The organism is Staphylococcus chromogenes, from assembly GCF_029024625.1.
In the GTDB taxonomy this organism is placed as follows: Bacteria; Bacillota; Bacilli; order Staphylococcales; family Staphylococcaceae; genus Staphylococcus; species Staphylococcus chromogenes.
In genome coordinates, this window is the sequence record NZ_CP118953.1 from 187,372 (window position 1) to 200,315 (window position 12,944).

Below are 12,944 nucleotides of genomic sequence, written 5' to 3' on the forward strand. Positions count from 1 at the left end.
AAGACTTGAACATTGATGGCACCGTCAGATTTTTATAGACCTCAAAAAATCGAAAATTCTTGAGCTACTCCTCATTTTTTACCACAACAAACCCCTGACGTGACCAGACGTCAGGGGTATTATTGAGGGTTTTAAAATAGGTTGAACGTATCGGTTGTTACAACCGTATGTAACATACCGCTTTTTAGGAGAACCATATGTGTGTATCGCTTTATCGCAATAACCACCCTATTAGGTTGACCTTTTGAGGTGAGGTGGATATGTAGTAGGGGACCCAACCTCCCTAGAAGGTCTTCAGATTTGGACGACGAGCATGTGAGACTAATTTCTGAATTACGATGCATTTTTGGAGGATGTAATGCCAGAAAATCACAGCTCATACTTTTGAAGGGAAATGTGTTCAAAATGTAAGGGTATCATCTTGAACATCTTTAAGATAACACAAATTTTAGAATATGTAAAATAAAAAGTTAGGTATACCTAAAAATTATTTGTTAGAACTTGATATATGGCGTTTTGATGCACTTTTACCATGTGCGAAAAAGTAGCCAATAATAGCGAAAACACCGATCATCGCCATTAAAAGATACAACATACGATAACCTGTAAATGGTATTAGCGCACCTAAAATAAAAGGACCGATTCCTGCCCCAAAATCTAGAAAAATAAAAAAGGTGGATGTCGCAAGACCCATTTTTTCTTTGGGGGATTGTTGAATCACAATCGTTTGCCCACTTGGCACAATCGTACCATAGCCAATCCCAATAAGTCCGGCTGCGAGATATAGCAGCACTGGTTCATGTGTGAGAGATAAAAAGACAAGCCCTAACGCAAACGCAAATAACACAGGATAGACGATGACATTGGGGCCGTAGTAATCAAATATTTTGCCGGTGAAAGGACGCGTCACAAATGTAAAAATCGCAAAGACCACAAAGAAAAAGCTTGCAGCTGTCGAAAGGTTGATGGTCTCAGCATAAATCGTTAAAAAGGATAATACGCTTGAATAAGCCACACCGACTAAAACAATCACAAACGACATCGGAAGCGCTTCTTTTTGGAAAAAAGCACTCAAACCTTTTGGACGTTCATGGTCCTCTTTGTTCAATGTGCTTGGGAGATCTGTTAACCCGAAACTCAAACCTAGCGCAATAATAATAACGAGTGTACTCATGATGAAAATGGAAGCAAAGCCCATGGTTTGATTAAAGACGATTCCTAAAAATGGACCGAGTGCAGAGGCCATAGTTACACTTAAGGCATAATATCCTAACCCTTCTCCTTTTTTCGCATCAGGTACAATTCGAGAGGCATAGGTCCCTGTAGCGGTAGAGGCTATCCCGAAAGCGCCCCCATGTAAAAAGCGCACAATCAACAATAAAGTGAGCGATTGTGTCAAAAAATATAGGCCAATCGTCACGATAGAAAAGACAATACCGAACATAATCAATTGTTTTGGACGTAGGCTGTCAATGATACGACCTGTGCCGAGACGACCTAACAACATGCCGATAATGAAAATCCCCGCCGCTAGTCCACCTAAACTTTCTGGCGCATGAAATTCAGCCATCGTATACGTAGCTACCGTCACAATTAACGTATAATGAATCAAATACATTAAAAAGTTAATACCTGTGACAAAGATAAATGGCTTTGACCAAAGTTGTGTATTCAATTGAAAGACTCCTTTAACTCCTAAAATAAGACACTCTTTATTATAGTAAGTTGGAAATCTTATGTATAATTAGAAATAATGATAGATACATTAGTTTTGCTAATGGATAGAGGTGACTTATGAATTTTGAACAATTACATTATGTTAAAGCAATATTTGAAGAAGAATCCATCATTCATGCGGCACAAAAAATGAATATCACACAATCAGCGTTGAGCCAATCCATCGCAACGTTTGAGAAAGAAGTTGGTTACCCCCTATTTCACCGTTCGAAAAAAGGTACACTCCCAACCGAAATGGGCAAACATTTAATGCCGTACATTCTTCAAATGATAGAAACCGAAGCCCAATTGAAAAACGAAGTCAAAGCGATGCAATCAGACGTCAGTGGCACGATTAAAATTGCGACAATTCCTACGCTCTTTCATAAAATTATTCCAAAAGCGTTGTCACGTTTTAAAGAAGATTATCCGCATATTTCAGTGGAAGTCATCGAAAGCGAACGCGATGACATCCTTCACATGGTCAAAAACGAAAAAGTGGATATCGGTTTAGGAGGCATGCGAGCTGATGAAAATTTAAGTCAAGAGGTTCACATCCATCCCTTAAATATAGAAACCGATTTTAGACTGATTGCTCCTAAAAAATCAAAACTTGCGCTCAAACAAAAGGTGACATTAGAAGAGGTGCAACCGTATCCTTTTGTATTATTTGATCGTAATATTTATCATAGTAACTTCGAAGCTTACGAAGCGAAAAACGGTCCATTAAAAATTGTATTTCGCACCTCTAATCCGAGTGTCGTTATCCGAACTGTATCAGAGGGATTAGGCGTAAGTGTCGTCTCAAATCTCATGATTGAAGACAACCCATTTATTTTACAGGGAGAGATTGCGGCGATACCCATTGGTGCGCCTTTTGATTTCAAAATGTCATTTGCGGCATTTACAGCCAAACACAACGATGCCTCGCGTCATGCGACGGTCCAAAGGTTTATTTCCTATTTGATGCATCATGTTTAAAAATGGGGCATAGTGACTCTTACTTCAGATTTAGGATAACAGTCATGTATAATAAAACTAATCACGATAAAAGGAGAATCGCTGATGGAAACGATCTATCTTGCAGGGGGGATGTTTATGGGGCGTGCAAGCTTTTGTGAAGACGATCCCCGGTGTCATTCATACTGAAGCGGGGCGCGCGAATGGTCAAACGACAAGTCTCGATGGGCCTTATGATGGCTATGTCGAATGCGTCAAGACGACATTCGACCCCGAACAAGTGTCAGTGGAAGCGCTTGTGCGAGACTTATTTGACATTATCGATCCATACGCCGTCAATCGTCAAGGGTACGATGTCGGGCCGAAGTATCGAACAGGTGTATATAGCGAAAATAAAGCACATCTTGACATTGCGCGCCAGTACATCGCGCAACGCGAGGATTATGATAAAGTTCAAGTGGAAGTCTGTCCTTTAACACAATATGTTCCGAGTGCGGCGGAACATCAGGACCGCTTGGATCATTTTCCTGACGATTATTGTCATATCCCACACGCCTTATTACATAAATATTAGCGAGGAGATCGCGTGATTCAATAAAAGTTGAGAACAGGGGTTTTTTGAATGCAGTTATTAGAAGCATATATCTTTTTTATTGTGGCGGTGATACTCAGTTCAGTCATAAGCATGAAAATACCAAAAGTACCTGTCGCGTTCATACAAATTGCACTTGGGGTGTTGTTGTTTTTAATTCCGATTACGATTCATTTCGAATTTAGTTCCGAAGTGTTTATGTTAGCCGTGATTGCGCCACTCTTATTTGTCGAAGGGGCGAATGTGCACCGTGAGAAATTACTCCAATACATTAAGCCCATCACATTGATGGCGATGGCGCTTGTGTTTGTGACCGTGATTGGGGCGGGATTCTTTCTCCACTGGGTATGGCCGGATTTACCGATGGCTGCCGCTTTTGCGATTGCCGCGATTTTGTGTCCAACAGATGCTGTTGCCGTCAAAGCGATTACAAAAGGGAAGATTTTACCTAAAGGCGCCATGACGATTTTAGAAGGAGAGTCATTATTGAATGATGCCGCAGGGATCATTTCATTCAAAATTGCCATCACTGCTTTAATTCTACATACGTTTTCAGCAGTTCAAGCGATCGAGCAGTTTGTATTGTCGACGATTTTAGGGATACTGGTCGGTCTAATTATTGGTGTGATGGTTGTACGTCTTCGCATTATGTTGCAGACGAAAGGGATTAAAGACAATAATACCCTCATCTTCATCCAATTATTGACACCGTTTGTTGTTTATATCGTCGCTGAACTGGTTCATGCGTCAGGAATTATTGCCGTGGTGGTGGCGGGGCTTATTCATGGCTTCGAACGCGATCGACTCGTCCGGGCACAACCTGAAGTGCAAATGAGTTATGGTCAAATTTGGAGTACGATCAGTTACGTGCTCAATGGATTTGTGTTTGTGATTTTAGGTTATATCGTTCCGAATGTGATTGTGGAAATCATCCAAAATGAACCTGAAAAATTAGTCTTTTTATTAGGCGTTACGGTGCTCATTGCGATTGCCATTTACGTTTGTCGCTTTTTGTGGGTCTTTGCCTTTTTCAAGACTTTTTATTACCCGAGAAATACACGGTTTTCGTTTAATAATGATGAGACACCTGAACCGATGAGCCGTTTCCATTATGCATTTATTATGACGATGTGTGGGATTCATGGGACGATTTCAGTGTCATTGGCCTTAACGTTACCTGTCTATTTGGCCCATCAGCAGTTATTCGAGTTCCGAAATGATTTGATTTTTATCGCTGCGATGATGGTATTATTGAGCCTAATTATGGCACAAATCGTATTGCCGCTTGTGACGAAATCTGCAGAAATTGTGCCGAATAAAGGGTTAACTTTTATAGATGCTAAAATGCGGATATTAGCCGAAGTCATTCATCGGATGAAAATGACACCCGAAGCGAGTACGATGACGTCCTTTGGTCCGGTCGTTCAAGAATATTACAATGAATACATGTTTTTATTGCGCAATCAAAGTCATCGTAAAGATGCGAAAGAGTTTCGGAGATTAAGTGAAATTGCGAGCGAAGTCGAACAACACACCTTAGAACAACTTGTCCAAGAAGAAAAAATAGATAAACAGGGTTTAACGCAATATCGCATCATCGTCGACAATTCGCAACATTTTAAAGAAGCGGATTTTATTGAAAAATTAAAAATGATGATGAAAATGTTTATGTTACGTTATCGTGCAAGAACAGGTAAAATGAAAAAGCACATCGATATCAAAACGTTAGACCAAACGTTGGACCAAGTGTATCGTAATGTATCCGCGCGTTTGGCCGAAGAAAGAAACAGTCAAAACGTATTAGAAATAGGGATGATTAATACGTCTTACTTCACAAGAATCCGCAGTAAATCCCGTCGTAAACCGAAAGAACCTAAAGCGAAAGAACAAACGCGCCGAATGAAACTCTATGCGGTCTATACACAACGAGAAGTGCTCGATGAAATGGTCTTAAATGGTGAAATTACTGAACATGACATCGCCGTTAGACTTCGAGAAGAAATCAGTTATAATGAAATTTTAGCCGATAAATAATGAAAACGCCTAAAGCCAAACCCATGCTTTAGGCGTTTTTGATGTCTTCTTGATAAAAAGGGATGAGATTATGAAAAACGGAAAAGAAAATTCAAAAGAGTTGAGGGGATAAAATTACATCTTTCCAATTTCTGAAACTAGTGCATTTGACCTATAATTCATGTAAAATAGAAAAGTGAAAATAAGCGTTTTATTGCATATTTATACGCAAAAGTGAGGAGTCGCACGTCGCGTGAATGATAAACATACAAATAGAGAACGAAATATAAAGACAGATTGCGCTGTTTTTGAAATACACAATGTAAAAAAATCCTCCTTCCCACAAGGATTTATGACATTATTAAGAAAAGAAACTTCATATGAGAAGGGGTGGAAAATGTGAATACGTATAGTAAAAAAGAGATCATTAAAGGACGACTAAAATTTATTATTATGTCATTAATCGGCATTTTCTTGTTTTTATTACCGATTAGTCTCCCTAATGATCAAGGACAATCAGAAACAACACTTCCGATTGCATGGTTGTCCAATTTAATGAAAGATTTGATTGGTGGGGCGATGCCCATCATTATTTTAGCGATTATTACACTTTCAGGAATTTTAACGGTCCTCTGTAGTACCATTTATAAAGACAAGCTTGATCCAGAAAGACAAATGGCAAAAACATTTTCTGTGGGGCCATTATGGGTGATTGTGCGTTTACTCGCGGTAGTATTTGTGTGGCTAGTTTATTTCAAAGTTGGCACGGAAGTCATCTATTCTAGTGATACAGGAGATCTTGTATTTAGCAGTTTATTACCGACATTAGTCACTATTTTCTTTTTTGCAGGTTTGTTTTTACCATTTTTAATGTCTTACGGTTTATTAGAATTTTTCGGGCCGATCTTCAGACCAATTATGCGTCCCTTATTTAAATTGCCAGGACGTTCAACCGTGATTAACTTGGCTTCGTTTTTAGGCGATGGTACAATCGGCGTCATGATCGCAAGTGAACAATACAATCAAGGCTATTACACCCGTCGTGAGGCAACGACGATTGCGACGATGTTCAGTGTGGTCTCTATCACATTTGTTATCGTCATAGCGGAAACCATTCATTTATCACATCATTTTTATTATTTCTATTTAACAGTGATACTCGCATGTTTGGCCTGTGCGATTATTTTGCCACGTTTATGGCCTTTAAATCGTGTGCCAGACACATTTAGAAATAACAAAAAACATGCCACGTTACAAGAAGAGGATTTAGGAAATAAAAATCCTGTCGTTTATGGTTTTGAACAAGCGACAGAACAAGGCATTAAAGCGCCAGGTGCAAAACAATTTTTCAAAGATGGCTTCAAAACAGTGATTGATATGTGGCTTGCGGTATTACCCGTCGTGATGACGATTGGAACGCTTGCGACAATTCTCGCCACGTATACACCGATCTTCCGAATATTAGGGTTGCCGTTCTTGCCACTGTTTGAAATCTTGCAAATTCCTGCAGCAAAAGAAGCCTCTGAAACAGTGTTAATCGGTTTTGCGGATATGTTTTTACCGTCATTACTCATTGAAGGCGTATCCAGTGATTTAACACGTTTTGTGGTAGGGGCATTGAGCGTCAGTCAATTGATTTATTTATCCGAAGTGGGTGGCGTAATTTTAGGTTCTAAAATCCCAGTGAGCTTGCCAAAACTGTTTGCGATTTTCTTAATGCGTACGATTATCGCATTACCGATTATTGCATTGATGGGGCATCTCTTATTTACATTTTAAACATTAAAAACGGATTTTTAGTTGCAATTAAAACTTAAGAAGTCTTGGCTTTGGAATCAATCAATCTGCCATATTTACTTACAAATCAAAGTTAAAAATTCTGTTTTACTGATTTAAGTGTTACTCAAATAGCCATCAAAATTTATCTAAGGGTAAATTTTGGTGGCTTTCTAATTTTAAGTTGGTTATAACCTAGCTCTTTAATGAAATGATGATTTTAGATATGAACTTTTGCGGATTTTCAAATGCAAAAGGTTGCATATCTACCTCTTCTGGAAAGCGTTTACAATAAAAGTATAGGAGGCATAAATTTGTTAAGCAATCGTCAACATCAGATTTTAAATCGAATAAGCAACGTTTCACAATTTGTCACAACGAGCCAACTAGCTAAAGAATTCAATCTTTCTGAGAGAACCATTCAATACGATATTGAGTATTTAGAAGCTATGTCTGAAACGTTAGGCTATCGTATTGTCAGAAGTAAATCTGAAGGAGTTAAAGCGTTTCATGAAAAAAATGAAACTGATATAAATGGAATGAATCCTACCCAAATTAAACAGTATCATTTTTCAAAAGATGAACGATTAACATTGCTCAAACTAATACTGTTAGAACAAGAGAGACCATTAAGTTCAAAAACTTTGGCAGAGGAATTGCGTGTCAGTCGCCGTACAATAGCGAGTGACATTAAAGAAGCTATCCAGTGGTTTGAAGTCAACAAACTTGCTATGACCTATATTAAAAACAAAGGGTTCATTATCAAAGGGGAAGAATCTGACTATCGAAATGCGTATGCCCAACTTCTACATAGGTATTATGAAGAGATGAATGATGCCATAATTGCTCACTTTAATGGTACTGAAGACTTAAAGAATATTCGTAAACTGGTTATTAAGGTACTTAAAAATGAAGAGTATCAATTAGTTCAAACTGCAATCGAAGGGCTTATATTACATTTATTTATCGCAATCAAGCGCCTTAAGCAGAATTATCCCTTACCATACACATCTAAAGAGGATGCATTCCATCAGGTTAATCAGCAATATCAAGTAGCGATAAAGTTAAAAACGGAAATAGAACACTATTTTAATATTGAATTTCCAGATTCTGAAGTTGAATTGATTACTTTACATTTACTTGCTTCTAAACAATCTACATTGAATGTAGAACGACATCACGTTTCAGAACTTGAAGAATTAATAAGTCAATTTGTAGAAAGATTGAGCTTCGAAATGGGGATTGAATTTTTTACAGATCACAAATTAATTCAAGGATTATCGATTCATTTATCTCCCGCAATTTATCGAATGCAAAATCAACTCAATCATATTAATCCCTTACATGAAGATATTGTGAATGAGTATCGTGAATTGATAGATATGATTCAAAAACATGTAACTTTATTTGAAAATCATTTCGATATCCAGTTCAATGCGCATGAAATCAGTTATCTTACGCTTCATTTTGCATCAAGCTTTGAAAGATTATTAAATCAAAAACGTAAACAGATTAAAGTTATATTATTGTGTGGGTCTGGGGTTGGAACTTCTCAATTGTTAAATGCGAAGTTAACGAATATATATCCTGAGTTTGACATTATAGAAGCGTATTCAATTTACGAAATAGATGAAGTTGAATTAATGGAAATGAATGTGGATATGGTTATTTCAACTGTACCGACGCAATATAAAACAATTAAAAGCATTACAGTTTCTCCATTGTTAACACAGGAGGACATAAAAAAACTCAATCATATTATTAATTCCAAACGCGTAGAAAATGCAAGCTTAGATTACACTACAGGAGTGTCACTCAGTGACATTCTTACAGATTCACGTATCTTTGAGATTTCCGTCAAAAGGACATTTGAAGAAGCAATTACCCAAACAGTATATCCGTTAGAACAAGATGGGATTGTCTTAAACACATACAAAGATGAAATTATGAACAAGTTGCATGAACTTGGCCCCTATATGGTTATTGGGCCGCATATTGCATTAATTCATGGTAGTACAACTCATGTGAAAGGCGTAGGAATGAGTTTAGGATATTTCAAAAAAGGCGTTGTTTTTAATCATGATAGGTTTGATCCAGTAAAAATCATTGTATGCTTAGCAACTGAAAACACAAACGTTCATTTAAAAGCATTAAAGCAATTAAGTGAACTTTTGTTTAGAGATGAAATAAGAAACCAATTAATTAATGGTCAATTAGAAGACTTTAAAAAGAATATCCGAAAAATGGAGGGGAAATAGAGTGACTTTAGACGTCCTTACAAAGGATAAAATTATAGTAAAAGATCAAGTGGACAGTTGGGAAGAAGCAATTGAGTTCGCAGCACAACCTTTGTTAACACAAAAATATATTGAATCTTCCTATATAGATTCTATGATTCAAAGTGTTAAAACACTAGGGCCTTATATAGTTATAGCACCACATGTCGCTATTGCCCATGCGAGGCCAGGAAATGATGTGCATCAAGTGGGCCTCAGTTTATTGAAGCTAGATGAGGCGATAAATTTTTCAACTGACAGTCACTATGCAGAGTTGGTTTTTGTACTTAGTGCTACTGATTCTACATCGCATTTGACGGTTTTACAAAATTTAGCTCAGTTGCTAGGGCAACAAGAAAATATTGAAGCATTATTAGAGGCTTCAAATGAAGAAGAAATTATCAATATTATTAAAGGAGTAGATTAATATGAAAATTTTAGTCGTATGTGGACATGGTTTAGGAAGTAGTTTTATGGTTGAAATGAATGTGCAAGAGGTTCTAAAAAATTTGAATATTGAGCAAGAAATTGAAGTTGAACATAGTGATATTATGACCGCAAGCCCAGAGATGGCTGATTTGTTCATTTGTGGACGAGATTTAGAAGAAAACGCAGCCCGTTTAGGCGAAGTTTTGATTTTAGATAATATTTTAGATAAGCAAGAATTAGAAGAAAAACTAACGGATAAATTACGTGATTTAGATAAAATTTAAAAACTGGGGGTGTCATCATGAAAAGCATTCTTGATTTTATCGTTGATATTTTAAGCCAACCTGCAATATTAGTGGCGTTCATCGCATTGATTGGACTTTTAGTTCAAAAGAAACCGGCCTCTGTCGTGACGACAGGCACCATTAAGACCATTTTAGGTTTTTTAATATTAAGTGCAGGTGCCGGGGTGGTTGTTCAATCATTGGAACCTTTTGGAAAAATCTTCCAACATGCATTTGGTGTACAAGGGGTAGTTCCAAATAATGAAGCTATTATTTCCATCGCATTAGAGAAGTATGGCACAACCGCAGCACTTATTATGGTATTTGGTATGATTGTTAATATTTTAATTGCGCGCTTTACGAACTTGAAATACATTTTTCTTACTGGACACCATACATTTTATATGGCAGCATTTTTAGCCATAATTTTAACTGTTGGAAAAGTAAGCGGTACGCTAACTATAGTTATTGGAGCGATTATTTTAGGATTAATTATGTCTGTTTTTCCTGCGTTGGCACAGCCAACCATGCGAAAAATTACCGGCAATGATCAAGTAGCGTTAGGTCATTTTGGTACGGTAAGCTATTGGGCGGCAGGAGAAATTGGCAAATTGTTTAAAGGGAAATCAAAATCAACTGAGGAAATTAAGTTTCCTAAAGGGTTGAGCTTTTTGAGAGAAAGTACCATTAGTATTTCAATTACAATGGTTGCATTATATTTGATTGCGAGTTTATTTGCGGGGGTAGGTTTTGTTCATAAAGAGATTAGCCATGATCAAAACTTTATCGTTTTTTCACTGATTCAAGGAGTTACTTTTGCGGCAGGGGTCTTCATTATTTTGACAGGTGTCCGATTGATTTTAGCTGAAATTGTTCCTGCCTTTAAAGGGATTTCTGAAAAACTTGTTCCTAATTCTAAGCCTGCATTGGATTGCCCAATTGTTTTTCCATATGCGCAAAATGCAGTATTAATTGGATTTTTTGTTAGCTTTGTGACAGGTGTAGTAGGTATGTTCATCATGTTTATGCTTGGCGGTGTGGTTATTTTACCAGGTGTCGTTCCACACTTCTTCCTAGGCGCAGCTTCGGGTGTGTTTGGAAATGCACGCGGTGGTATTAAAGGTGCTGTTTTTGGTGCAATGATGAACGGTATTTTAATTACTTTCTTACCTTTATTATTCTTACCTTTCCTTGGAGATTTAGGTCTTGCTTCAACAACATTTTCTGATACAGACTTTTTAGTGGTGGGTATCGTATTTGGTAATATTGTAAAAACACTAGGTGTTATTGGTGTTATTTTAACTATTATTGTTATTGCAGCTTTAGCTATCTTTTTACAAAAACGTTCAAATAAAGCAGTATAAATCAAAGAGATCTTAACAAATTGCGAAAAAAACTTATATAACAAGAAAAAACGGATTGGGAATTCACCCAATCCGTTTTTGTTGCATGTCGAAGGTGTATCGCTTTGAATTACGCTTTACGACGTAAGCCAAAGAAAGCTAATACAGCACCGATGAATGCAACAAGTCCTCCGAATAATGTACCTTGTTCTGTTGAACCAGTTTCAGGTAAAGCTTGTCCTTCTGCTTGACCTTCAGCTTGTGCTGGTGTTGCTTCAACAGATCCTTGAGCAGTTGCTTCGTTTGCTACGTGAGCATCAGCAGCAATTGCTTCTTGACCTACAGCAGTTTCAACTGGTGTAGATGCTGCATCGTAAAGGTTTGTGCCTGCAGCCACTTCTTCAGCATCAGTGTAACCGTCAAAATCAGTATCGACAGTTGCCGCTGGTGTGATAGAGGCATCAGTTGTGCTTGTGCCTTCAGCGATTTCTACGTCATCAGTGTAACCATCGTTGTCCGTATCTAAAGTACCCTCTGGTAATTCATGAGTGACACCTGTACCGTTAAGTGAAATGTCGCCTTCAGGTAATTCGTGTGTTACGCCAGTACCGTTGATTGCGATGTCACCTTCAGGAAGTTCATGAGTAACACCCGTACCGTGGTCATATAAATAACCATCTAAAGAGCCTTTAGGAAGCGCTTCAGCATAAGCAGGTTCACCGTTAATACCGATGTGACCTTCTGGTAGTGGTTCAGCATATGCAGGTTCTCCTGTTGCTGTTACTGTTTCGTTAAGGTTGTTTTCTACCCAAGCAGAGCCTGTTTCAGGACCTTCTGCTAATGTAGGTTCCCAAGCTTGACCATCGACGTTGCCATTAGCATCTACGTAAGCAGAACCGTAGCTTTCCCCTAAGTTGTCATTTGTCCAAGCTTGACCGTCAACGTTGCTTGAAACCGCGTTGTCTGCAACCCAAGCAGAACCCTCAGTATTGCTTTCTACTGCAGAATCCACAGCATTGCTTTCTGCTAATGTAGGTTCCCAAGCTTGACCATCGACGTTGCCATTAGCATCTACGTAAGCAGAACCATAGCTTTCTCCTAAGTTGTCATTTGTCCAAGTTTGACCGTCAACGTTGCTTGAAACCGCGTTGTCTGCAACCCAAGCAGAACCTTCAGCATTGCTTTCTGCTAATGTTGGTTCATAAGCTTGACCTTCAGCGTTGCCGTTAGATTCTACATAAGCTGTGCCGTAACTTTCCCCTAAGTTGTCGTTTGTCCAAGCTTGACCATCAACTTCAGCTGCATCTGCAGAAGCATTTGCGCCAAAGAATAAAGTCGCACCTACTGCGATAGAAGCTGCGCCTACTGTAAACTTGCGAATCCCAAAATGTTGCTTTTTAAACATTCTCTCATCCTCCAAAAAATAAGTAAATTTTTGAGTGGCATAATTAATTAAATGGCACCCTTTACAATTTAAGATTATCACAACTAACATACTATTACCACATTACACAATTTAATTATTTCAAAATTATTAAACGATAATATTTAGTTT

General features: G+C 37.9%; 9 protein-coding genes and 1 pseudogene. 8 read left to right on the forward strand and 2 right to left on the reverse strand.

All coding sequences use genetic code 11. From position 1 onward, the window contains the following. Window positions 1–487: 487 nt before the first annotated feature. Complete coding sequence (locus tag PYW36_RS00860; RefSeq protein ID WP_103159207.1) at window positions 488–1,675, reverse strand: MFS transporter; 1,188 nt, start codon at window positions 1,673–1,675, stop codon at window positions 488–490. Window positions 1,676–1,794: 119 nt separating this feature from the next. Between PYW36_RS00860 and PYW36_RS00865 the strand changes: the two genes are divergently transcribed. The 8 genes and pseudogenes from PYW36_RS00865 to PYW36_RS00900 all read left to right on the forward strand — a co-directional run bounded on the left by PYW36_RS00865 (window position 1,795) and on the right by PYW36_RS00900 (window position 11,410). Continuing rightward, window positions 1,795–2,697, forward strand: a complete 903-nt coding sequence (locus tag PYW36_RS00865) for a LysR family transcriptional regulator (protein ID WP_103159206.1) — start codon at window positions 1,795–1,797, stop codon at window positions 2,695–2,697. 84 nt (window positions 2,698–2,781) lie between these two features. Beyond that, window positions 2,782–3,250, forward strand: a pseudogene (locus PYW36_RS00870) (peptide-methionine (S)-S-oxide reductase). Window positions 3,251–3,298: 48 nt separating this feature from the next. Next, complete coding sequence (locus tag PYW36_RS00875; RefSeq protein ID WP_037576239.1) at window positions 3,299–5,302, forward strand: cation:proton antiporter; 2,004 nt, start codon at window positions 3,299–3,301, stop codon at window positions 5,300–5,302. A gap of 432 nt (window positions 5,303–5,734) precedes the next feature. After that, the gene (locus PYW36_RS00880; RefSeq protein WP_210433488.1) at window positions 5,735–7,060 is read left to right on the forward strand and encodes a YjiH family protein; all 1,326 of its coding nucleotides are present in this window, start codon (window positions 5,735–5,737) and stop codon (window positions 7,058–7,060) included. Window positions 7,061–7,371: 311 nt separating this feature from the next. After that, entirely contained in the window at window positions 7,372–9,315 is a 1,944-nt protein-coding gene (locus PYW36_RS00885) for a BglG family transcription antiterminator (protein ID WP_172458422.1), read from the forward strand. A gap of 1 nt (window position 9,316) precedes the next feature. Continuing rightward, window positions 9,317–9,760: a PTS sugar transporter subunit IIA gene (locus PYW36_RS00890; RefSeq protein ID WP_103159202.1), complete on the forward strand. Its 444-nt coding sequence runs from the start codon at window positions 9,317–9,319 to the stop codon at window positions 9,758–9,760. A gap of 1 nt (window position 9,761) precedes the next feature. Then, entirely contained in the window at window positions 9,762–10,046 is a 285-nt protein-coding gene (locus tag PYW36_RS00895) for a PTS sugar transporter subunit IIB (RefSeq protein ID WP_037576225.1), read from the forward strand. 17 nt (window positions 10,047–10,063) lie between these two features. Further along, window positions 10,064–11,410: a PTS ascorbate transporter subunit IIC gene (locus tag PYW36_RS00900; RefSeq protein ID WP_037576224.1), complete on the forward strand. Its 1,347-nt coding sequence runs from the start codon at window positions 10,064–10,066 to the stop codon at window positions 11,408–11,410. Between the two features lie 109 nt (window positions 11,411–11,519). Here the strand turns inward: PYW36_RS00900 and PYW36_RS00905 are convergent, their stop codons facing one another. Continuing rightward, window positions 11,520–12,794 (reverse strand): YSIRK-type signal peptide-containing protein, encoded by a 1,275-nt coding sequence (locus PYW36_RS00905; RefSeq protein WP_172458455.1) that lies wholly within the window; start codon window positions 12,792–12,794, stop codon window positions 11,520–11,522. Window positions 12,795–12,944: the final 150 nt, after the last annotated feature.